We start from the raw sequence: 22,332 nt of genomic DNA, 5'->3' as shown, positions 1-22,332 counted from the left end.
TTGCAAGCAACCAAAACGCGGCGTCACGACCCATGATCCCTTACCGCACCGAGTATTTGTCTGCCGATCCCGCCGGGTTGGCGCAAGCTGCCGACCTGCTGCGGCAGGGCCAGTTGGTCGCTTTCCCGACCGAGACGGTTTACGGGCTGGGCGGGGATGCGCTGAACGGTGAAGCGGTCGCGGCGATCTACGCCGCCAAGGAACGGCCCAGCTTTAACCCGCTGATTGCACATGTCGCCTCGGTCGAGGCGGCCCAACGGTTCGTCGAGTGGACGGATCAGGCCGATCAACTGGCAAGTGCCTTCTGGCCCGGTCCGTTGACTTTGGTCCTGCCACTGCGTCCGGGGCATGACGTTTCATCGCTGGTCACTGCCGGGCTGGACACATTGGCAGTTCGGGTTCCGGCGCATCCGACAGCGCGCGCATTGTTGCAGGCGGTCGACGGACCCGTCGCAGCGCCCTCGGCCAATCCGTCAGGCCGGATCAGCCCAACCACAGCGGAACACGTTCGCGCCGGGCTGGATGGGCGGATCGCTGCGGTTCTCGATGACGGTCCGTGCGGTGTCGGGCTGGAATCCACCATCGTCGGGCTGGCCGGAGAGCCTACTCTGTTGCGCCCCGGTGGCGTCGCGCTGGATCAGATCGAAGAGGTTCTGAATGCCAGGCTGCACCTCCACCAGGCACATGATGTGTTGACGGCACCCGGCCAGCTACAATCGCACTACGCGCCCGAAGCTCCGGTTCGTCTGAACGCCGAGACACGTCAGGGCGACGAGATCTTGTTGGGGTTCGGTTCGGTGGACTGTGACGTAAACCTGTCCGCCAAAGGCGATTTGGCCGAGGCCGCGGCCAACCTGTTTGCAACCCTGCACGATCTGGATAGCTCCGGCCGCCCAATCGCCGTAACGCCGATCCCCGTTGATGGTCTGGGTGCTGCCATCAACGACCGGCTGCGCCGGGCCGCCGCACCAAGAGGCTAGGCGCGGCCCGCGCTGGCCGACAATGTCAGCGGGTCGACGCCAAGGGTGGCCAGCGCCGCCTCCCATTTCTCGTCATCGGGCAGGTCGAACACCAATCTGGGGTCGGCATCCGTCGTCAACCAGCCATTCATGGCGATCTCATCCTCAAGCTGGCCGGGACCCCATCCGGAATAGCCCAGCGTCACCATCGCATTCAGCGGCCCCCGGCCCGAGGCCAGATCCTCGAGGACATCCATCGTCGCGGTCATGCTGAAGTCGTTGCTGATATGCATCGAGTGCAGATTGGCCTCGTAATCCGAAGAATGCAGGACGAACCCGCGTGACATTTCGACCGGACCGCCAAAATGCACCAGCCGCTCGCCTACGACCGGGATGCGGCACGCGATGTTAAGCTGTTCCAGCAGGGTTTTGATTCGCAAATCCGAGGGTTTGTTGACGATAAGCCCCATCGCCCCGTCATCCTCATGGCTGCACATGTAAACAACCGAGTGTTCGAAACGCGGATCACCCATGCCGGGCATCGCAATCAACAGTTTTCCGGTCAGGTCCATATGCGGGCAACTCTTTGCTCTGCTATCCTACAACAATGGCCCTGCAAGAAGGGGATTGGCAAGGGATCAACGGCAATTCTGATGGAATTCATCAAAGTGACCGGAACGTGACTTGGCAATTTGGTCTGCAAGGCGCATCTATAGGCTATGAGAACGCTCTGGAAACCCGCCGCGACCGCTCTGATCGCCGGCCTGAGTTTGGCGGCCCCTGCCCTTGGTCAGGGTGTGGAACAGCTTGTTCAACTGGAAGTTCTGGACGGCGGCAAAACTGCAGATGGAACCTATCAGGGCGCGTTGCGCCTGACGCTGAAGGACGGCTGGAAGACCTATTGGCGCGCGCCGGGTGATGCTGGCATTCCGCCGCAATTCGACTGGAGCCGCTCGCGCAATGTGGGCGAAATCTCGATTACTTGGCCAGCACCGCATATCTTCGACCAAAACGGTCTGCAATCCATCGGGTACGAAAACCAACTTGTGCTGCCGGTCGAGATCACTCCCAAGAACCCGGCCAAACCCGTGCGATTGAAGGGCGAAATGGACCTGGGCATCTGCAAGGACGTCTGTGTCCCTGGTAAACTGAACTTCGATCATACGCTCGACGCAGAAGCGGGGCGCAATCCGGCAATTGCCGCCGCGCTGGCGCAACGACCGTTTTCTGCGCGCGAGGCCGGGGTGGCAGGTGCGTCGTGTCATTTGACACCCACAGAAGACGGCATGCGGATCGAGGCACACATCACCATGCCATCGGCGGGTGGAACCGAAGTTGCAGTCATCGAGCCGGGCAATCCCGCGCTATGGGCCTCGCAATCCGAGGCCGAACGGCGAGGGAACACCCTGATTGCCCGATCCGAGGTCATCAGCGCCTCTGGCGCGCCCTTTGCATTGGATCGGTCCGAGGTTCGGATCACCGTTCTTGGCGCAAATCACGCAGTGGACATTCGCGGGTGTAGCGCTGGCTGATGCTATGAGCCGTTCTCCAAAAATCGGCGCATTGGCCGTTGTCGTTCATCGTGATCAGGTGTTGCTTGTTCGGCGCAACAAACAGCCCGACGCGGGCCTATGGGGGTTTCCGGGCGGGCATGTTGAATGGGGCGAAACTGTAGCGCAGGCCGCAGCGCGCGAATTGATTGAAGAAACCAGCGTAACTGCACATCCACAGTCTTATCTCGAAAATTTCGACCTGCTGCATCGCGACGACAACGGCGAGGTGAGCGCGCACTACCTGCTGGTTGGCGTGGCCTGCGAGTATCAATCAGGTACACCCGTGGCAGGTGACGATGCACGCGAGGCCCGTTGGTTCCCGGTCGACCAAATCATAAGCAAAAATTTACCGATGAGCGATCGTGTCTCCGATCTGTTGAAAACTGCGTTGCACCGTGATCAGACTTTGGCGCGCCCGGACAAACGCGCGTAAAGCAACCCCGATACCACGACCCCGATCAGCAGTATCACCGCTGCCCCGGCTGCAAAGACACCAAGACCCATCTGCAGCGCGCTCGGCCCGTCCTCGCCGGGGTAAAGATCCGCGAGCGGCACCATAGGCGCTCCTGAAACGGCCGGCCAAATCATCGAAACTGCCAACCAAAGTGCAAGAACGAATCCGGTTGCCGACACGGCCCGTCGCACCACGACATCCGGTGCCCGCAATGCGCGGCGCATGGCAATCATTGGGCGGGTAATATCATTCAGGATAGCCAGCAGCGCGGGCACCAGCAGCAGAACCAGCAACATTCCAAAGCCCAGCCCGTAGACCAGCGTGATTACCGTTGGCTTGAGGAATTGCGCCTGTTGCGAACCCTCATACAGCAGCGGCGTCAGGCCCAATACGGTGGTGAGTGTTGTCAGCATTACCGGGCGCAACCGGTCTGCTGCCCCTTCGACAATCGAGGGCACTAGCCCGCGATCCTGCTGATATGCGTCTATCGTCGTCACCAGAACGATCGAGTCGTTGATCACAATCCCGGTCATTCCCAACAGGCCCACAACGGTAAACATGCTGAGCGGCACGTCCCAAATGTAATGCCCCCAGATCGCCCCCACCAGGCCAAAGGGGATAATCGCCATCACGACAAGCGGCCGTGTCCAGCTGGCAAAGACCCACGCCAACACCAGATAGATGCCGGTCAGACACAAAATCAGTCCGGTGCGCGCTTCGGCAAGAAACTGATCCTCCTGCTCACTGAGGCCTGCCATATACCATTTGACCTGTCGCTCAGCCTCGATTTTGGGCAGGATATCTTCGCGTATGGCCCGCGCGATTTCTGCGGCCTGCGCCGGATCATCTTCGGAAATGTCACCGCCCACGGTTATCACCCGCAGACCGTTTTCACGACGAATGATTGAAAAACCCGACTTCCGCTCGACCGAGACGATATCGGCCAGCGGCACATAGACGCCGTCCGGCGACCGCATCAGCGTGCGCTCCAGGAAATCGGCGGTCAGCTCATTCTCGGGCAGTTCCACGCGAATCTCGGTACTGCGTGGCCCATCCGGGAAGGTGGCGGCCTCGACACCGTTCAGCCGATCCCGCAAAACGCGACCCAGGGTTTCAATGCGGAAACCCAGCGCCTCGCCCTGTGCGGTCAGGTCCAGGATAAACTCTTCCTTGTCATAGGCCAGGTCATCCTCGAGCGCGGATACCTCAGTGTACTTGGACAAGGCCGTCTGAAGGTCCTCGGACGCTGATTTCAGCGTGTTTACATCCGCCCCATAGAACAGAACTTCAATGGCGTCACCGCCCGGCCCCGAACGCCAGCCCCGAAAGCTGAGCAGCTCGACCTTGGGATGGCGCGGCACGAAGTCCTGCAACTCGCCCACAAACTCGAAACTGGAATAAGGTCGCAGGTCGGCATCGATCAGCTCGATCGAGATTCCGCCCAACAAGTCGGTATCCTTGCCGTCAGCGGCGGACAGACCCCATCCAGCGGAGCCTCCGACCTCGGCCAGAACATAGTCAATGGGATTGAGTCCATGGCGCTCTTCGTAAATCTGGCCCAGTTCTTCAGCCGCCTGCTGAACAATGCGCATCATTTCCAGCGTATCCGACCGGGTGGCGCCTTCGACCATGATGAAATTGCCGGTGACCGAACCGCGTTCGGGCGCATTGAAGAACCGCCAGTTCACGTCGCCTCTGATAAACAACGCAATCTGACTGGCGAGTATCACCAACATCAGCGCCACGACCACATAGCGCGCCCAGACAACCCAGGCGACCAGCGGGCGGAACAGGTGATCGCGAACCCAGCGGAACCCCCGGTTCACCACGCGGTTAGGCAGATCGTACCAGTGTTCCTTGGCCGAATGCGCAATGGCATGGGCCATGTGGTTGGGCAGGATCAGGAAGCACTCGATCAAAGAGGCGATCAGCACGGCAATCACGGTGAAAGGAATGTCACGGATCAGCTCACCAAACCGTCCGCCAATCGCCGTCAGCCCGAAAAATGCGATAACGGTGGTCAGGGTCGCGGCAAAGACCGGCATCGCCATACGACGCGCAGCGCGTTCAGCGGCAACCATGGGTGCCTCGCCCAGACGGCGGGCGCGGAAATCGGCGTGTTCGCCCACAACGATGGCATCGTCCACCACGATCCCAAGTGTGATGATCAGGCCGAACAGCGACACCATATTGATCGAAAGACCGCCCAGATACATCAACGCAATTGCAGCGGACATCGCCACGGGAATACCCGCCGCCACCCAAAAGGCAATGCGCGCGTTGAGGAACAGAAACAGCAGGCAGACAACAAGGCCCAGCCCGACGAGGCCGTTGTCGACCAAAATATCCAGACGGTCAGTGATGGCCTGCGCCCGGGTGCGTATCAGCTCGATTGTGATCCCTTCCGGCAGGCTGGCCTGCATTTCCTGCACCACGTCTTCAACCGTGCGCTGAATCCCGATCGCATCTCCCAGGTTGGACCTGTCCACCCGGATGGACATTGCCGGGTTATCGCCGACAAAATAGCTTCGGTTGCGGTTGACCCCTTCAACGCGGATTTCCGCAACGTCCCCGACGACCAGTTTGGAACCGTCCGCGAATGTGCGAAGCGCAATTCCTTCGATTTCTTCAGGTGTGCGTTTTTCCGCGCCGGTCCGAATACGGGCGTTTGCCCCGGTCACGTCTCCGGCCGGATTGGCCGTCACTTCGGCCGCGATGGCCGAGGAGATTTCGGACAGCGAAATGTCATTGGCGATCAGTTGTGCTGTGGGAACCTCAACCACGATACGCGGGGCAGCCAGACCCCGGATTGTGGTCCTGGTCACGCCCGCTGCAAACAGGCGGTTGATCAACTCATCCGTGAATTTCGCCAGTTGTTCCGATTCAATCGGCCCGGTGATAACGACGTCTGTTACGCGGTCCCGCCAGGCCGCGCGTCGGATTGTGGGTTCTTCGGAATCCGCAGGCAGGTTTGTCACACCGTCGATAGCGGTTCGAACCTCTTCAACGGCGCGGGACATGTCCCAGTTAGGCTCAAACTCCAGATCGATACGCGCCGATCCCTCGCGAGAGGTCGATTCAGTCGCGGCAACTCCTTCGACCGCCAAAAGCGCGGGTTCCAGCAATTGTATGATGCCATTGTCCACATCCTCGGGGCCCGCGCCCTCCCATTCGATGTCCACAATGACAGATTCCAGGATCACATCCGGAAAGAACTGCGCCCGCATGTTCGGAATGGCGGCAGCGCCCAGAACCAGCATAACCAGCAGCAACAGGTTCGCGACCGTCCGGTGGCGGGTGAAATAGCTGAGGACGCCGCCTGCCGCACCGGGAATCTCGCGCATCATGCCCGTTAACCCCCGGCGCGGGTTTCAAGCCGGCGCACAAGCGATGCGGGCACGCTGCTTTCTCGAAGCTGGCCCAGCACTTTGTCCTTGTCGGCCTGCGGCATGGCTTCGCTGGCTTCGACCTGCGCCATCAACTGAGCGCGCTTTTCGTCCGACAACTCGACCATGTCAGGCCCGGCACCGGCCTCGACCCGCAGCGGGCGCACGCGAACACCCGAACCCAGCAGCGGCGTGCGGCCAATCACAACCTCGCGCCCCGCCAGACCTTCGCCCCGCAACAGAACCTCGTCACCCTGACGTCGGATCAGCTGCACCGGCAACGGCTCCAGCCGGTCATCCGCGCCGAGAACCAGAACATTGCCAGTCGCGTCCAACACCGAGGACGGCAACCGCACGACATTGTCCAATGCTTGCTCTTGCACCGAGACCGTGACGAAATCCCCCGGTTTGAACCCCGGCGCTTCATCCAGGCGCGCATAAATCAGACGCCCTGTCTGTCCTTCGCCTGCCGAACCGCTGTCGCGGCTGATGCGTCCTGTAGCCACCAAGTCAGTCCCGGTCACCTCCAGTGAAACGGTGACCGGCGCGGCGATCAGATCGCCCGCATCGTCCAACAATCGCACGTATTGCGCAGTTGAAACCCGGAATGCGACTTCCAGCGCATTCGGGTCCACCAACTCGGCCAGTTTTTCATTCGCTGCAACAAGCCGACCTTCGACCAGAGTGACCCCCGTCAGAGTTCCGGCAAATCGGGCGTGTATGGTCATGTCCTCCAGATCACGCTCGGCCCCTTCCAGCGCGATCCGAGCGCGGGACAGAAGAGTCGTTGCCTGATCGACCCGTGACTCTGCCTGCGCCAAGTTGATACGGCTGGACAGCACGGCTTGTTGGGCGGAGGTCGCGGCCAGTTCCGCCTCTTCAACGCTGGCAGCTGCCCCAACGCCGCGCGATTGCAGATCCCGTTGGCGCTGCAACGCCCGTTCCCGAAGCTCGGCCTGTGCTTCGGCCGATTTCAATTCGTCCTGCGCCAGCAGCAGCGAGCGTTCCGCGTCACGCTCTTCGAATTGCGCATCCAACAGATCGGATTTGGCGCGATCCAGCGCCGATTGCATGTCGGCAGGATCAAGCTCGACCAGCAATTCGCCAGCGGTCACCGTGCCGCCATCTTCGAAATCATCGGCCAGCGATATGACGCGCCCGCCCAGGGCCGCGCGCAGTTCCAGCCTGCGGCGGCTTTGGACCTGACCAAAAGCTTCCAGGTAAGGTGTTACCGTTTCCGGTTCCGCCGTCCGGACGGTGACCGCAAATATCCGTTCCCGCGCCTCGGTCGGCGGAGCGTCACGCGTCATTACATCCTGAACCGCCCCAACGATCATCTGAGCGGCCACAAGCAACAGGCCCAGCGTCAAAAACGCCAGGAAAACACCCACAAGGCTTTGCCGCAGAAATCGCATCGATCACTATACTCCGGTCGCACATGCTGCCTGACGCAAATGGTAGCCGCAGGGCAAAAATTGCCAAGCCACAAAGCGGTTATGATGCGTTAAACGCTGAACCAGTCTACTTCCGTCGCAGATTTTCGTCCAATCGGGGCATTATTTCCACGAAATTACAGGGCCGGTGGCGGTAATCGAACTGCTTTTCCAGAATGGCATCCCACGCATCCTTGCAGGCGCCGGGACTTCCCGGAAGGGCAAAAAGATACGTGCCACCAGCCACGCCACCCGTGGCGCGGGACTGTACGGCCGAGGTGCCGATCTTTTCCATGGAAACAATGGTGAACACGGTACCGAAAGCCTCGATTTCCTTTTCATATACGTCTCTGTGCGCCTCGACGGTGACGTCGCGACCGGTCAGGCCGGTGCCGCCGGTCGAGATCACGACATCTATCTCCGGGTCCGCAACCCAAAGGCGTAGCTGAGCAGCAACTTCGGTGCGTTCATCCCGAATGATCTGGCGATCAATCAGCACATGCCCGGCCCGTTCAATCCGATCCGCCAATGTCTGGCCCGACCGATCGTCTTCAATTGATCGCGTGTCTGAAACGGTCAGAATGGCGATCCGGACAGGAATGAACTCCATGCTTTCATCAATTCGCGACATAAGGCGTCAGGCCCTTTCCATGATGGCAAGCCGGATCGCCAGAGCAGCAAAAATACTGCCTGTGACCCAACCCAAAATACGAGATGCCCGGGGGTTGGAGATCAGCACCCGCCCCGCACCCCCGGCAAAAATACCGGCGAATCCATTCACCACGAACCCACCCAGTGAGATGATGGCTCCGAAGATCAGGAACTGCAGCAGGATCGAACCCTGCGCCGGGTCAACGAACTGAGGAATGAAGGCCAGAACGAACAGAATGACCTTGGGATTGGTCAGGTTCACGACCAAACCATCCCGGAAGGCAAATCGAGTTGGCTTGGCAGGGCCATCAACCGATACCGCCCCGTTTCGGATTGCACCCCACGCAAGGTAAAGCAGGTAGGCGACCCCCAACCAACGGATGACGTCGAAAAGCCATGGCATTGTGGACACCGCAGCGCCCAACCCAAGCCCGGCCAACAAGACATGCACCATGGACCCAACAGATATTCCGGCGCTGGCGGCCAGAGCCGATCCGGATCCGGACCGCAGCCCCTGTCCGAAACAGAACATCATATCCGCCCCGGGCGTGAGGTTCAGAACCAGCGCGGCCGGCACAAATGCCAGCAAGGTAACGGTTTCGATCATGCCGCGACCTCGAACCAGCTTACCCTTGGCCCGAGGTTGGCCACCTGTGTTCGCCCAATTGCGCCCCGATAACCCCAACTGTCATGAATATGACCGCAAAGGGCGAATACGGGTTGAACCCGTTCAATCGCGTCCCTGACCGCGACAGACCCCACAGACACGCCCTGTGACGTGGTATCGCCATAGCCTTTCGGCGGGGAATGCACGATCATTATGTCCGCCGTATCGCAGCGATCCAGCATCTCGGTAGCCTCTGATTCAGTCAGGTCGCAGGACCAGTCTCCGAACGGTGTTACGGGCACTCCGTAGCCCAGCCCAAACAGGCGCACCCCATCCACGGTCATGCCCGAGCCGTGCAGGACATGCACCCCTTCGGGCGCCGCATCGGTCAATTCGCCGGCGCTTTCGGCATTGCCGGGCACCAGAACCAGCGGCGCCGAAATACCCGACAGCATTGCCATCGCTTCGTCCAGCCCCTGACGCATGTTGCAATAGTCCCCAGCTCCGATCACCAGATCCGCGTCGACACTGGCGGCAACCAGATCCGCAGCCCTGTTGCGGGCCATATGCAAGTCGGAAAAGGCCAATATCTTCATGACGTGGTCTCCATCCTTGCCTTCAGCTCCAGAAGATCCGCCCATGCCTGCCGCTTCATCTGCGGTTGGCGCAGCAGATAGGCGGGGTGGAACATTGGAATCACCGGCAAGTTCAACGCCTGGTCCCATTGGCCGCGCAGGCGGGTTATGCCTCGTTTGCCCAGCACGGCCTGACAGCTGATGTTTCCCATGACCACCAGAATTTCGGGCTTTGCCAGCGCGACGTGCCGTTCCAGGAACGGCTTCATCATCCCGATTTCCTCAGGCTTTGGATCGCGGTTTTGCGGCGGCCTCCAAGGCAGGACATTGGTGATATAGACGTTCCGGTTGCGATCCAGATCGATCGCCGCCAGCATTCGGTCCAGAAGTTGCCCGGCGCGGCCGACAAACGGTTTTCCTTCACGGTCCTCGTCGCGACCGGGTGCCTCGCCAATGATCATCACCGGCGCGCCCGGAGTACCGTCAGCGAAAACCAACTGCCGCGCGCCGCGTTTCAATTCGCAAAGGTCAAAAGCCTCCATCGCATCGCGCAACTCAGACAGCGAATTCGCCGATTTTGCGGCCTGTAGCGCCACTTCGGCCGCATCGACTTTTTTGGGTTTGGACGGTGTCGCGGCTGCGGCCACGGGCTTTTTGACCTTGGGCGCTGTATCCGGAAGCGCATAACGGTCAATCGGAGCGTCTCCCACAGCATCAGTCACGCCGAGTTCCACCTGCCATTCCAGCAGGGCCCGCGCAGTGTGATAGTCCAAACCCGATTCCATACGATCAATTTACTCGCCTGAGGGCTGAGGGGAAGCGAATAGACCTTGCCATGTCGCTCGGTCGCACCGACCATGGCCGCATTCATGTTGCTGTCTATGCGAATCCTTTTGATCGGACTGGTGTTTGCCGTTGCAGGCAACGATCCCGTTGCGGCCCATTTCCATGACAAAACCGGCCAATGCCGGGCAGGTCAGATCAAGTGCGGCAGAAACTGCTGCCCGGCCGGACAGCGATGCAGCTTTGACGGCAGATGCATCCCGCCGGGCCACACTTATTGCGGCGGAGGGCGCACCTGCGGGCCATTCGAGCGCTGCGTGGCAGGTGGCACGCGCTGTGCGCCCGCAGGAGCAAACAAATGTACCTCGCGGCTCGACTGCCCCGGCGGCAGTTTCTGCAACGGGCGCGGTGAATGTGAACGGATCACCCCTGAATTCAACCCGGGTGCGGCCGCTCCGGGCCTGCCCACTGCCTGCGAGGACGGGCGAACCTGCGCTGCGGGATCGTCCTGCCTGCCGGGCGGCGGATGCTCGCGACCCGGATGGTTTCTGTGCGAAGAAACCGGATCGCAGTGTCGACCCGGATTCAAATGCTCGGAACATCAGGGCTGCGTACCGATCAAAGCGATTGACTGCGGCTACGGCAAATGGTGCAAACCCGACGAGCGCTGCCTGCCCGAAGGCGGATGCGAGAAACTGCCCGAAGGAACCGAACCTTAGGTTGCCTAGGCGCGCGCGGCTTTCTATAAGCGGGCCGATTGTCAGACAGGAGCCCGCCCATGCGTTTCGCCCATCGTCACCTTCTTGGCATCGAGCATCTGTCGCAATCCGATATCACCGCCATTCTCGACCTTGCCGAAAAATACGTCGACCTGAACCGGCAATCGGCCAAGCATTCAGACGTTCTGTCGGGCCTCACGCAGATCAATATGTTCTTCGAAAACTCGACCCGCACGCAGGCCAGTTTCGAACTGGCCGGCAAGCGGCTGGGAGCGGACGTGATGAACATGGCAATGCAGGCCAGCTCGATCAAAAAGGGTGAAACGCTGATCGACACGGCGATGACGCTGAACGCGATGCATCCCGATCTGCTGGTGGTGCGGCACCCCCATTCCGGCGCGGTCGACCTGCTGGCGCAAAAGGTGAACTGCGCCGTGCTGAACGCGGGCGACGGGCGGCACGAGCACCCGACACAGGCTCTGTTGGACGCGCTGACGATCCGCCGCGCCAAGGGGCGTCTGCACCGGTTGAACATCGCCATTTGCGGGGATGTCGCCCATTCCCGGGTGGCGCGATCGAACCTGATCCTGCTCGGCAAGATGGAGAACCGCATCCGCCTGATCGGCCCGCCAACGCTAGTGCCGTCGCAATTTGGCGAGTTCGGAGCCGAGATCTACGACGACATGAACGAGGGCCTGAAAGACGTCGATGTCGTCATGATGTTGCGCCTTCAGAAGGAACGCATGGACGGCGGCTTCATCCCCTCGGAACGCGAATACTACCACCGCTACGGTCTGGACGCCGCCAAGTTGGCGCTGGCCAAGCCCGATGCCATCGTCATGCATCCCGGACCGATGAACCGGGGGGTCGAGATTGACGGCACGCTGGCCGACGACATCAACCGCTCGGTCATTCAGGAGCAGGTTGAAATGGGTGTTGCGGTCCGAATGGCCGCAATGGAACTGTTGGCCCGCAATCTGAGGGATGCCGCATGAGTAATCTGACCGTCGCCCCCCATGAACGCGGCGTGTTGCGCCTGTTTTCACTGGACATGCGCCCGGAAGAGGCGAAGTTTCTGCGCGAACCCGGTGCCGCCGACCAGGTTCTGGGTGTCGCCGGGCTGGACCCCGAGCAGATCGACGTTTTCCCGGTCTCCGACCTCGAAGATCTGGGCCTTTATGGATACCTGAGCGAAGGTTGCGGCGTATCAGATGATCAACTGAACCGGGCCACCTTGGACGCCGTCGAAGGCTGGGTCATGGTCCTGCGCAGCGCCGCGTTTGGCGGACGGGCGGCAACGCTGATCCCCGACCGTCGGGTGCACCTGATCGGGCTCTACACCGAAGAGGCCACCAACTGGACCGGCGGCATGATCGAGACCGAAAGCGCCAAACCATTCTCAGCACCGCAATCCGCTCCTGAGGAAAACAAACAAAATCGCGTCGGGTCGGCTGTTCTGGCCCTTTTGATCCTTCTGGTTCTCGGAGGCGCCTTGTGGCTGATCCTGTAACCTTCGCCCCTGACAAAGGGGCCTACGTTCGCACCAACGCATGGCTTGCTGCGGTAGCCATGGCGGGCGCGATGGTCGTGCTCTGGCTGATTGGAAGCCCCTATGTCTGGACTGGCGCACCCGCCGGACTTGCCGCGATCGGTATCCGGGCCTGGTATCTGGCGTCGGAAGAACTGGTCGCCACATGGCAGATGACCGACACCGCTCTCTCCGGTCCCGGCGCACGAAAGGTTGCCTTGAGCCAGATCGAGGCGGTCAACACCATCGGCAGCTTTGTCCAGGTCGTCACCAAAGGCGGCGACAAACACCTGATCAAATATCAGGCAGACCCCGCCGCCACGAAAGCCGCCATCGAAAGGTCGATCAGATGAGCAACTTTTTTTTCACCAACGCCCGACTGATCGACCCCGAGGCCAGGGAGGACTCGATCGGATGGTTGCAGGTCGCCGGCGGTCGGATCGTTGGAAAAGGCGACGGGGAAGCTCCTTCAGGTGATGGGCAAACCATTGACTGCGCCGGACACTGCCTGGCTCCGGGTATTGTTGATATCGGCGTCAAGGTTTGTGAGCCCGGTGAGCGTCATAAGGAGAGCTACAAGTCCGCAGGCCTCGCCGCCGCAGCCGGGGGAGTGACCACGATTGTCACCCGCCCGGACACCATTCCGGCGGTCGATACGCCCGAAACACTGGAGTTTGCGACACGCCGCGCGCAAGCCGATGCGCCGGTCAACGTGTTGCCGATGGCAGCACTGACCAAAGGCCGCGAAGGGCGTGAGATGACCGAGATCGGTTTCTTGCAAGATGCAGGTGCCATAGCCTTCACGGATTGCGATCATGTCGTTGCCAATACCAAGGTGTATTCCCGCGCTCTGACCTATGCAAAATCCTGCGGTGCGCTGGTTATTGCCCATCCTCAGGACCCGGGTCTCAGCAATGGCGCCGCGGCGACAAGTGGAAAATTCGCCGCCCTGCGCGGTCTGCCCGCCGTATCGCCGATGGCCGAGCGGATGGGGCTGGACCGCGACATCGCGCTGCTTGAGATGACCGGCGCGGCCTATCACGCCGATCAGATCACCACCGCCCGCGCTTTGCCCGCGCTGGAACGGGCCAAGAGGAATGGGCTGGACATCACCGCAGGCACCTCGATCCACCATCTGACCTTGAATGAACTGGACGTCGCCGACTATCGCACTTTCTTCAAGGTCAAGCCGCCGTTGCGATCCGAGGATGACCGACAGGCGGTTATCGATGCAGTGCGCAGCGGTCTGATCGACACGATCAGTTCGATGCACACCCCGCAGGACGAGGAAAGCAAGCGACTGCCATTTGAAGAGGCAGCCTCGGGCGCGGTTGCGCTTGAGACGCTGTTGCCGGCGGCCTTGCGACTGTATCATGCGGATCAGCTGGATTTGCCGACACTGTTCCGCGCAATGGCACTGAACCCCGCAAAACGACTGAGCCTGGAGACGGGTCGTCTGTCCGCGGGTGCGCCCGCCGATCTGGTTCTTTTTGATCCCGATGTCCCCTTTGTTCTGGACCGTTTCACCCTGAAATCGAAATCCCAGAATACGCCGTTTGACGGCCAGCGCATGCAGGGTAAGGTCACCGCAACCTATGTCGCTGGAAAAGAAGTCTACCGGAGAGCCTGATGCCCCAACTCGACAGCACCGTCGTCCAACTGCTTCAATGGGCTGTTCTGGGTTATCTTTTGGGTTCGATCCCCTTCGGCATGATCATTGCGCGCGTCATGGGGCTGGGCAATCTGCGCAAAATCGGATCCGGCAATATCGGTGCGACCAACGTCCTGCGCACCGGTAATAAAGGTGCGGCAGCACTGACGTTGATCCTTGACGGGGCCAAGGGCGCAGCAGCGGTTCTGCTTGCGCGCACCTTTGCCGGGGAAGACGCCGCCCAGTTTGCGGCGGCAACTGCGTTTCTGGGTCACTGCTTTCCTATCTGGCTGGGTTTCAAGGGTGGCAAAGGGGTCGCGACCTTTCTGGGCCTGTGGCTGGCGCTGGACTGGCGCGTCGGCGTTGCCTGCTGCCTGACCTGGCTGGCTGCCGCCGCGATCTGGCGAATCTCGTCCGTGGGCGCACTGGCCGCGGCCGCACTGTCGACGACCTGGGTAATGGTCCTGACGAATGGATCGACGTTCATTCTGGGATTGTTCCTGACCGTCCTTGTCTATTGGCGGCACAGCGCGAATCTTGCCCGTATCAAAGCCGGAACCGAGCCGAAAATCGGCAAGTCGTGACTGCAACCGAACCGTTTCTGAATGCGTTTTTTGCCCTGCCGACCGGGACATTTACCGGGAATGCCGGCCCCAGACGGTACGTTGCCACCCGTTCCTCACTGGCAGGCGGAAAGTCTCACAAGCTGGTTGCGCATGAACTGGGCGGAACAGACTACATCAGCCTTAATCTGTACCTGACACGAAATAGCGGATCATTGTTGCGGCCCTGCGAAATGCCGGTTGAAAAGGTTGTGGATTTTGTCATGGCCTTTCGGCCAGACCTGCGGAAATGAACACCTGATATTCACGACCGCACATTCACAATTGATTGCTTTGAACGTGAACGGGCCGTTGCCCAACTCGGGTTTTGTGACCGCCAATTACGGCCGGCACAGAAATCAATCCGGGTCGCCCGAGCAAAATTATGGTGCTCCGACAGCGGCTCTGTTCACGAAAGGTAATATCATGAACAAGATCAAATCCATTATTGGTGGCGTAGCGCTGTCAGTTGCCATCGCAAGCTCGACTCTGGCTGCGGGCGTCGAGCTGAACACCACCACCACCGGTTTGGCGCTGCAGGGCTACGACCCGGTCGCCTACTTCACCGAAGGAGCGCCAACCAAGGGCGACTGGCAAATCACCGCGATCCACAATGACGCAATGTATCGCTTTGCCAACGAAGAAAACAAAGCAGCGTTCGAAGAAAACCCCGAGGCCTACCTGCCGGCCTATGGCGGTTACTGCGCCTTCGGTGCGGCGATGGGCTTCAAGTTCGACGGCGACCCGAACTACTGGAAGATTGTTGACGACAAGCTGTATCTGAACCTGTCCGAAGGCATCCAGAAGCGCTGGGAAGGTGATATCCCCGGCTTTATCGAGCAGGCCAGCACAAACTGGGAAACCATTGCTGACAAGACCCCTGCGGAACTGCAGCAGCAATAATCTGCTGAATAATTCCAGCGCGTCGGCGGCGGATTGTATCCGTCGCCGATTGTCGTTTGAAGACACAACGTCCGGGACATATCTGAACTTTCAGATAAGCGTTCAGTTGAAATGGACCAGCGCCGCCAGCGTTGAAGGCTGCGCGAAATCGGGCCGGAATTAGGAAATCCAGTGATCTGGTCGCAGGGCCAGAACGTATGTCTCGGTACAAGGCCGTCGTGGTTGAGCTGCGATGGTCACCATTTGATCGAAAGGAATAAGAAATGGCAGGAAAATTGGCATTGGCCACCGTGGTCGCAACTCTGGCCGCCAGTTCGGCAATGGCGCAATCTTCAGGAAACTGGACCGGCTTTTATGGCGGCGCGCAAATCGGATATGCCGATATCGACACCAGCCTGTCCGGCGTTGACGGCGATGGTGTCATCGGTGGTATTATTCTGGGTTACGACTACGACCTGGGCGATTGGGTCGTCGGTGGTGGGTTTGACTATGACTGGACGGATGTTGATTTGTCCGGCGCAGCCACGGTCGAGAATGTCTGGCGCCTGAAGGCCCGGGCCGGGTACAAAGTGAATCCCCAGGGCCTGCTGTATGGTACGGCAGGCTACGCCGATGCGGATACCGACACGCTGGGAAGTGACGATGGCTGGTTCATCGGTGCCGGCTACGAACAGATCGTGGCGCCGAATATCAGTGTCGCGGGTGAGATTCTGTACCACGAGTTTGACAATTTCAATTCAAGCGGCGTGGATGTGGATGCAACCACTTTCCAGATCCGCGCAGCATACCGGTTCTGATAAGTCTGAACGGCCCTGGTGCAACATGCCAGGGCCGTATCAATCAGGGTTCGAGGATCGTGCTGCCGGTTGTCTGACGCTCCTCCAACGCGCGGTGGGCATCGGCCACCTGATCCATCAGAAAAATCTGATCGACGTGAATCTTGACCTCTCGCCCGTCCACCTTACCGAACAATCGACGCGCCATCGCCTGACAGACGTTCGGGTCTGCGATATGGGTAAACAAGGTTGGCCGCGTCAGCTTCAGAGAGCCCTTCTGTGCCAATACCCCGATATCCAGCGGCGGCACCGGCCCCGAGGCGTTGCCGTATGAAATCATCATGCCAAGGGGTTTCAGGCAATCGAGCGAGCCCTGAAACGTATCAGCGCCGACCGAGTCCATCACGGCATCCACACCCTTGCCGCCAGTGATTTCGGCCACGCGATCCACGAAATTCTCGGTCCTGTAATTGATGCAATGGGCGGCGCCGTTGAAATGGGCCCGGCTGCACTTTTCATCGGTTCCGGCCGTGCCGATCAGGGTGATTCCTTCGGATTTGGCCCACTGGCAGGCGATCAACCCGACACCCCCGGCTGCAGCGTGAAACAGAACCGTATCGCCGCGCTTCAGCGGGGTTGTGCGGTGGAACAGGTACTCAACCGTCATTCCCTTTAGCATCATCGCCGCCGCGGTCTTGAAGGAAATGCTTTCCGGCAATGGACAGACCTGCGCGGCCGGCATCACGCGCGCCTGAGTGTAGGCGCCAGCCGGCGCCGCAGCATATGCTGCTCGTTGTCCGGGCTCCAAGTGCGTCACGCCTTCGCCAACGGCTTCGATCACTCCCGCAGCTTCCATTCCCAACGCATGGGGCAGTTCCAGTGGGTACAAACCACTGCGCTGATAGACATCAATGAAATTCAGCCCACAGGCATAGTGGCGGATACGCACCTCGCCGGGACCCGGATCACCGACCTCGCGATCTTCGATCCGCAGGACCTCGGGACCGCCGGTTTCATGGATGACTACAGTTCTTGCCGTCTGCTGCATGATGCTCTCCCTGCTGGTTTGTTGCAAAGCTAACACGCCTGCACGACAGAGCAATCCACTCGGTCACGCATCAATGAGCAGACAAATAAAGGAAAATGTGCTAAGGTTGTATCTGGCGTTGCCGGATCATCCGGTTACGACAACTTGGATACCGGATGCATCCCGCCACGCACCCACGCCAGGCAAGGGGATGAAGATGGACAAGACAATCGGCAACCCAATCAGCTGGATCGCCCGCCACCTCGGCGCGAGCAGCGATCATATGGTCGAAAGCGTTTCGACCATCGGCAGTTCGGAAACGCAGCAACTGCCGATGGTTCAAACGCTGACGCTGCAGGATTTGCGTGCCTGTCTGCAGGCTGGTTATCACGACTTCCTCGAAACACGCGCTGACGCAATTTTCATCGTGCTGATCTATCCCATTGCGGGGTTGTTGATGTTTGGCATCGGGATGAACATGGACATGGTTCCCCTGCTGGCGCCCTTGATTGCAGGTTTTGCGCTGATAGGTCCGGTGGCCGCGGTAGGTCTATATGAAATCAGCCGCAAACGGGAACAGGGCGGTGCCGTGCATTGGCTGGACGCGTTCGGCGTTTTCCAGTCCCCATCTTTTGGAGCCATACTGGCGCTCGGGTTCTACCTTGTCATGTTGCTGCTGGTCTGGCTGTTGGTGGCGCAGGGCGTCTATGTCCTGACGCTGGGGCCCGAACCTCCGGCATCGCTAAGCGCATTTGCCGCTGACGTCTTCACCACCGGTGCTGGGTGGACAATGATAATTGTCGGAACAGCCATCGGATTCCTGTTCGCCCTAGTTGCTCTGGCCGTCAGTGTCGTCAGTTTTCCCCTGCTTCTGGACAGAAAAGTGGGATTACCGGTGGCAGTGGTTACCTCGGTGCGCGTTTTGCGCCACAACCCCGGGGTCATATTGACATGGGGGTTCATCGTTGCCGCGCTGTTGGTGATAGGAGCAATTCCGATGTTGCTCGGGCTGATCGTCGTCATGCCGGTGCTCGGCCACGCTACCTGGCACCTTTATCGCAGGGCTGTCGCCTGACTGAAAAATGCGCGCGAGACAAGCTCGCGCGCCAGCCTCAACCAGCTACTTTAAGGACAATTTTTCCGATATGGCCTGAGCTTTCCATGCGTGCGTGGGCGGCAGCGGCGTCAGCCAGATCAAACTCGCTATCCATGACAGGCGCGACTTTCCCAGCCTCAAGCAGTGGCCAGACGGCCTCGCGCAGGTCCTGCGCAATCTTCGCTTTGGCCAGATCGCTTTGCGGTCGCAACGTGCTGCCGGTCAGGGTCAACCGTTTGACCATCATCAGCGCGAAGTTCAGCTCGGTCACGGGACCCTGCAAAAAAGCAATCTGAACCAGACGCCCATCCTCGGCCAAGGCTTTGACGTTGCGGGGAATATAGTCACCGCCAACCATGTCCAGGATCAGGTTCGCCCCACCCTCGGCCCGCATGGCGGCCACGAAATCCTCGTCACGATAGTTGATGGCTTTTTCCGCGCCAAGTTCGACACAGGCCGCACATTTCTCATCCGATCCTGCGGTGGCAAAAACGCGTGCGCCAAAGGCATTGGCCAATTGAATCGCTGTCGTGCCGATCCCGCTGGAGCCGCCGTGGACCAGGAATCTCTCCCCGGCTTTCAGACCGCCGCGGGTGAAGACATTGGACCAGACGGTAAAGAAGGTTTCCGGCAGGCACGCGGCTTCTTTCATACTCATTCCGGCCGGAACCGGCAGACAATGCGCAGCGGGCGTTGCGACGTAATCGGCATAGCCGCCACCCGGTAGCAACGCACAAACCTTATCGCCGACCGACACGCCCTCGACCCCGGAGCCCAAGGCCACCACTTCACCCGACGCCTCAAGCCCCGGCAAATCACTGGCGCCGGGGGGCGGATCGTAGGCACCGGCGCGTTGCAGGGCATCCGGGCGGTTCACACCGGCATAGGCGACCTTCAGGACGACCTGACCGTTTTCGGGCACCGGCACAGGCCGCTCGGTCAACTGCAATACGTCCGGTCCACCGGGCGTCGTGATTTCAACGGCACGCATCGTCTGGCTCATCCGCAGCTCCTCTTTTTTTCAATGGCTAGCAGGCATCCGTGCAAAGACCCAGCCGATTATTCGACTACTTTCGGGGCGTCAGCGACCCCGGCAGCCCCGCGCCGGACCTGTTTGGTGCCTTCACCTGTCCCGCCAGCCAGTTGGGCACCGCAAGGAATGGTTTCAGCAAGGGATTGCCATTCACCTGCGCCTTGAATTTTTCGAACTGCATCACACCTTCGATGCGCCGGTCCAAAAACTCCCACGTGGCCTGATGATCGGTGCTGTCGTCGCCCAGCCAATACAACAGGGTCGAGGAATACACGCCGGACAATGTGGCCCGTTTCGTGTACCAGTTCACATCCTCCGACGTGTCGCCCAGCGCGTTCCAGATAAGGTCACAGGTGCCCCACACGGCTTTTGCGCCATCGGCCGCATATATCGGCAGCGAAAACAGCGTCACGCCACGGCGCACCGCCTCTTTGTCCTGAACTGCCTGCAGGCGAAAGCGGACGGCGGCAGCGATCTTGTCGCGGAATTTCAGGCCGCTCAGGTCCTCGGATTCGATTCGTTCCAGCATCAATGCGTCGCCGCGCGCGTGAAAGGCCAGCGCCAGATCCACCGCGCCGCGCGGACAGATGGCGCGCGCCAGCCCTTCGTCCAGGCCGCTGTCGGTAATCGCCTCGCGAAAGCTGGATTCAGACCAGCCATCGAACGGCACATGGTCCAGCATGGCATCCAATAATTGCTGTTTCGCTTCTTCATAGGTCACGGTCATGGCGGTTCTCCGGTTCTCGGGGCCAGTACTAGACAAGTTAGGCATGCTTTGCTATACGGCCACTTCCTGCAATTTCCTTGCAACTCTATCTAGAAAGGTGGTGACAACCACATGCAGGTTAGTGTTCGCGACAACAATGTCGATCAGGCGCTTCGTGCCCTGAAGAAAAAGCTGCAGCGCGAAGGCGTGTTCCGTGAAATGAAGCTGAAGCAACATTTCGAGAAACCGTCCGAGAAAAAAGCGCGCGAGAAAGCTGAAGCGATCCGCCGTGCCCGTAAACTGGCACGCAAGAAAGCCCAGCGCGAAGGTCTGCTCTAAGACTTTCCTCGTCCAGCTTTGGATGACACTATTTGACGACCCCCGAGGCCCCGCCCGGGGGTTTGTCGTTTTCAGGTAAGTCAGAACTTGCCGTTTGCCCGTTTTTTGCAACGCGGCAACCCGCCGATGGAGGACCAACCCGCTTGGTCGGCATATTACGGCACAGCGAATCCCGGCCCGGTTGCACTCCTTCGCCGAAATACGCCCGATTTTGCCGCCCCACTGTTCAGTGTCCAATGTCACTCAGTAACTGAGGCCGTCCACTCAGACATAACAAAATACGGAGGCAAAACATGTCTACAGCAAGCACGGTTGAGCGGGAAATGCTGGCGCTGATTAACCAAGAGCGCACATCCCGTGGGCTGGACCCTTTGCAACTTGAAAGGCAACTGAACGTATCGTCCGAAGATCACAGCACCTGGATGCTGGACACGGACAGGTTCAGCCACACCGGATCCGGCGGATCAACGGCGACGCAGCGGATGGAAGCAGCCGGGTTCGATTTCTCGGGCAACTGGCGGTCCGGTGAAAACATTGCCTGGCAATCCGAACGCGGCGCGCCAGGCATCAGTGACGATGTCGCGCAATTGCACCAGAACCTGATGAACAGCCCAGGCCACCGTGCCAACATCCTGAACCCTGAATTCAAGTATATCGGGATTGGAATCGAAACCGGCGACATGCAGGGCTTTGACGCTGTAATGGTCACACAAAACTTTGCCAAGACGGACGCGGCGGTTCTGCCCGACGACGGGACACCACAAACTCCACCCGCCCCGACAGACGAAGAGGTGGCGCAGCCTGTCGTGCCAGAGCCTGAGACACCGGCTCCGGTCGTGGACGAACCGACGACGCCGGTGGATGAGACACCAACCGATGTCACCGAAACCGAGCAGCCTGAGCCAGAGGCAGAAGACCCGGTCGCCGAAGTGGAAACACCTGACGACGAGGCGCCCGAAGCAGAGACGCCTGTGGCAGAGGCCGATGACCCGCAGGTCGACGAAGAAACCCCTGGCGAAGAACCCGTTGCCGAAGTGGAAACACCCGACGACGAAACCCCGGAGGAAGTGACGCCGGTCGCCGAAACGGATGATCCGGGCGCCGACGATGAAACCCCCGACGACGAACCTGTCGCTGAAGCGGAAACGCCCGGGGACGAAACCACCGGCGAGGACATCCCGGTCGCCGAAGCCGATGATCCTGAAGTCGTTGAAGACACTCCGGTCGAAGAACCCGTGGCTGAAGTGGAAACACCGGAGGATGAGTGTTTTGACGTTCAGGCCTTCCTTGAAGAAATCGAGGCTTTCGTGAAAGCCCTTCAGGCGCACTTCGATCAGTTCGATTGGGAGTCACCATACCAGCCCGAACCTGAGGTCGATGAATTCGAGCTGGTGACGATGGACGAGGGTGACGACGATATGCCTATCATTTCGGATGGGACCGACGTAACCACGGACGACTACTGCGAATTCACCTACATTCACACGACCTGCATGATGGATTTCGCCTGATCCAATCAGATGTGCGGGGGTCCATCCGCCCCCGCACATT

25 protein-coding genes are annotated in these 22,332 nt (G+C 59.9%); 15 read left to right on the top strand and 10 right to left on the bottom strand.

Going from position 1 to position 22,332, the window contains the following annotated elements; all coding sequences use genetic code 11:
- Positions 1-32: 32 nt before the first annotated feature.
- On the top strand, positions 33-980 hold the full coding sequence (locus AC2TEL_RS20395; protein WP_480906595.1) for an L-threonylcarbamoyladenylate synthase: 948 nt from the start codon (positions 33-35) through the stop codon (positions 978-980).
- Here the strand turns inward: AC2TEL_RS20395 and AC2TEL_RS20390 are convergent.
- Complete coding sequence (locus AC2TEL_RS20390; protein WP_480906592.1) at positions 977-1,531, bottom strand: YqgE/AlgH family protein; 555 nt, start codon at positions 1,529-1,531, stop codon at positions 977-979. The genes AC2TEL_RS20395 and AC2TEL_RS20390 overlap by 4 nt on opposite strands.
- 147 nt (positions 1,532-1,678) lie before the next feature.
- Here AC2TEL_RS20390 and AC2TEL_RS20385 point away from each other — a divergent pair, with 147 nt between their 5' ends.
- Together AC2TEL_RS20385 and AC2TEL_RS20380 are read left to right on the top strand one after the other, a co-directional pair.
- On the top strand, positions 1,679-2,491 hold the full coding sequence (locus AC2TEL_RS20385) for a protein-disulfide reductase DsbD domain-containing protein (RefSeq protein WP_480906589.1): 813 nt from the start codon (positions 1,679-1,681) through the stop codon (positions 2,489-2,491).
- Positions 2,492-2,495: 4 nt separating this feature from the next.
- Positions 2,496-2,945 (top strand): NUDIX hydrolase, encoded by a 450-nt coding sequence (locus AC2TEL_RS20380; RefSeq protein ID WP_480906586.1) that lies wholly within the window; start codon positions 2,496-2,498, stop codon positions 2,943-2,945.
- Here AC2TEL_RS20380 and AC2TEL_RS20375 read toward each other — a convergent pair.
- The 6 genes from AC2TEL_RS20375 to AC2TEL_RS20350 all read right to left on the bottom strand — a co-directional run bounded on the left by AC2TEL_RS20375 (position 2,912) and on the right by AC2TEL_RS20350 (position 10,403).
- The gene (locus AC2TEL_RS20375) at positions 2,912-6,313 is read right to left on the bottom strand and encodes an efflux RND transporter permease subunit (RefSeq protein WP_480844330.1); all 3,402 of its coding nucleotides are present in this window, start codon (positions 6,311-6,313) and stop codon (positions 2,912-2,914) included. The two genes, AC2TEL_RS20380 and AC2TEL_RS20375, sit on opposite strands and share 34 nt — an antisense overlap.
- Before the next feature lie 5 nt (positions 6,314-6,318).
- Positions 6,319-7,767 (bottom strand): efflux RND transporter periplasmic adaptor subunit, encoded by a 1,449-nt coding sequence (locus AC2TEL_RS20370; RefSeq protein WP_480862906.1) that lies wholly within the window; start codon positions 7,765-7,767, stop codon positions 6,319-6,321.
- 106 nt (positions 7,768-7,873) lie between these two features.
- A complete protein-coding gene (gene moaB / locus AC2TEL_RS20365; RefSeq protein ID WP_480906583.1) occupies positions 7,874-8,416 on the bottom strand; it encodes a molybdenum cofactor biosynthesis protein B in 543 nt (180 codons plus the stop codon).
- A gap of 6 nt (positions 8,417-8,422) precedes the next feature.
- On the bottom strand, positions 8,423-9,043 hold the full coding sequence (locus AC2TEL_RS20360; protein ID WP_480906580.1) for a LysE family translocator: 621 nt from the start codon (positions 9,041-9,043) through the stop codon (positions 8,423-8,425).
- Positions 9,040-9,639, bottom strand: a complete 600-nt coding sequence (locus AC2TEL_RS20355; protein WP_480906577.1) for a metallophosphoesterase family protein — start codon at positions 9,637-9,639, stop codon at positions 9,040-9,042. Before AC2TEL_RS20355 ends, AC2TEL_RS20360 begins: the two co-directional genes overlap by 4 nt.
- Entirely contained in the window at positions 9,636-10,403 is a 768-nt protein-coding gene (locus AC2TEL_RS20350; protein WP_480906574.1) for a uracil-DNA glycosylase, read from the bottom strand. The genes AC2TEL_RS20355 and AC2TEL_RS20350 overlap by 4 nt, the downstream gene beginning before the upstream one ends.
- Before the next feature lie 96 nt (positions 10,404-10,499).
- Here AC2TEL_RS20350 and AC2TEL_RS20345 point away from each other — a divergent pair, with 96 nt between their 5' ends.
- From AC2TEL_RS20345 to AC2TEL_RS20305, 9 genes are all read left to right on the top strand, one after another.
- Positions 10,500-11,120 carry a scavenger receptor class F, member 2 gene (locus AC2TEL_RS20345; protein ID WP_480906571.1) on the top strand — a complete coding sequence of 207 codons (621 nt, stop codon included), beginning with the start codon at positions 10,500-10,502 and terminating at the stop codon, positions 11,118-11,120.
- 59 nt (positions 11,121-11,179) lie between these two features.
- Entirely contained in the window at positions 11,180-12,115 is a 936-nt protein-coding gene (locus AC2TEL_RS20340) for an aspartate carbamoyltransferase catalytic subunit (protein ID WP_480844323.1), read from the top strand.
- The gene (locus tag AC2TEL_RS20335; RefSeq protein ID WP_480844322.1) at positions 12,112-12,630 is read left to right on the top strand and encodes a hypothetical protein; all 519 of its coding nucleotides are present in this window, start codon (positions 12,112-12,114) and stop codon (positions 12,628-12,630) included. The genes AC2TEL_RS20340 and AC2TEL_RS20335 overlap by 4 nt, the downstream gene beginning before the upstream one ends.
- Positions 12,615-13,001 carry a hypothetical protein gene (locus AC2TEL_RS20330; RefSeq protein WP_480844321.1) on the top strand — a complete coding sequence of 129 codons (387 nt, stop codon included), beginning with the start codon at positions 12,615-12,617 and terminating at the stop codon, positions 12,999-13,001. The genes AC2TEL_RS20335 and AC2TEL_RS20330 overlap by 16 nt, the downstream gene beginning before the upstream one ends.
- A complete protein-coding gene (pyrC, locus tag AC2TEL_RS20325) occupies positions 12,998-14,278 on the top strand; it encodes a dihydroorotase (RefSeq protein ID WP_480906568.1) in 1,281 nt (426 codons plus the stop codon). The genes AC2TEL_RS20330 and pyrC overlap by 4 nt, the downstream gene beginning before the upstream one ends.
- Positions 14,278-14,883: a glycerol-3-phosphate 1-O-acyltransferase PlsY gene (plsY, locus tag AC2TEL_RS20320; RefSeq protein ID WP_480844319.1), complete on the top strand. Its 606-nt coding sequence runs from the start codon at positions 14,278-14,280 to the stop codon at positions 14,881-14,883. The genes pyrC and plsY overlap by 1 nt, the downstream gene beginning before the upstream one ends.
- Positions 14,880-15,155 carry a hypothetical protein gene (locus tag AC2TEL_RS20315; protein WP_480862904.1) on the top strand — a complete coding sequence of 92 codons (276 nt, stop codon included), beginning with the start codon at positions 14,880-14,882 and terminating at the stop codon, positions 15,153-15,155. The genes plsY and AC2TEL_RS20315 overlap by 4 nt, the downstream gene beginning before the upstream one ends.
- A gap of 172 nt (positions 15,156-15,327) precedes the next feature.
- Entirely contained in the window at positions 15,328-15,804 is a 477-nt protein-coding gene (locus AC2TEL_RS20310) for a YHS domain-containing (seleno)protein (RefSeq protein ID WP_480844318.1), read from the top strand.
- A 263-nt stretch (positions 15,805-16,067) separates the two neighbouring features.
- Positions 16,068-16,601 (top strand): outer membrane protein, encoded by a 534-nt coding sequence (locus AC2TEL_RS20305; protein ID WP_480844317.1) that lies wholly within the window; start codon positions 16,068-16,070, stop codon positions 16,599-16,601.
- A 43-nt stretch (positions 16,602-16,644) separates the two neighbouring features.
- Here the strand turns inward: AC2TEL_RS20305 and AC2TEL_RS20300 are convergent, their stop codons facing one another.
- Positions 16,645-17,628 (bottom strand): quinone oxidoreductase family protein, encoded by a 984-nt coding sequence (locus tag AC2TEL_RS20300; RefSeq protein ID WP_480844315.1) that lies wholly within the window; start codon positions 17,626-17,628, stop codon positions 16,645-16,647.
- 196 nt (positions 17,629-17,824) lie between these two features.
- Between AC2TEL_RS20300 and AC2TEL_RS20295 the strand changes: the two genes are divergently transcribed.
- On the top strand, positions 17,825-18,682 hold the full coding sequence (locus AC2TEL_RS20295) for a DUF2189 domain-containing protein (RefSeq protein WP_480844354.1): 858 nt from the start codon (positions 17,825-17,827) through the stop codon (positions 18,680-18,682).
- A 37-nt stretch (positions 18,683-18,719) separates the two neighbouring features.
- Here the strand turns inward: AC2TEL_RS20295 and AC2TEL_RS20290 are convergent, their stop codons facing one another.
- Positions 18,720-19,706, bottom strand: a complete 987-nt coding sequence (locus tag AC2TEL_RS20290; protein ID WP_480906565.1) for an NAD(P)H-quinone oxidoreductase — start codon at positions 19,704-19,706, stop codon at positions 18,720-18,722.
- A 64-nt stretch (positions 19,707-19,770) separates the two neighbouring features.
- Positions 19,771-20,463, bottom strand: coding sequence for a COQ9 family protein (locus AC2TEL_RS20285; protein WP_480844313.1), 693 nt, complete (start codon positions 20,461-20,463; stop codon positions 19,771-19,773).
- 111 nt (positions 20,464-20,574) lie between these two features.
- Here AC2TEL_RS20285 and rpsU point away from each other — a divergent pair, with 111 nt between their 5' ends.
- Together rpsU and AC2TEL_RS20275 are read left to right on the top strand one after the other, a co-directional pair.
- Complete coding sequence (rpsU, locus tag AC2TEL_RS20280; RefSeq protein WP_005614280.1) at positions 20,575-20,781, top strand: 30S ribosomal protein S21; 207 nt, start codon at positions 20,575-20,577, stop codon at positions 20,779-20,781.
- Between the two features lie 293 nt (positions 20,782-21,074).
- Positions 21,075-22,292 carry a CAP domain-containing protein gene (locus tag AC2TEL_RS20275; protein ID WP_480906562.1) on the top strand — a complete coding sequence of 406 codons (1,218 nt, stop codon included), beginning with the start codon at positions 21,075-21,077 and terminating at the stop codon, positions 22,290-22,292.
- The last annotated feature ends 40 nt before the right edge of the window (positions 22,293-22,332 follow it).

The sequence above is a fragment of the Ruegeria sp. HKCCD9138 genome, assembly GCF_057220975.1.
This window is presented reverse-complemented; position numbering and strand designations above follow the sequence as displayed.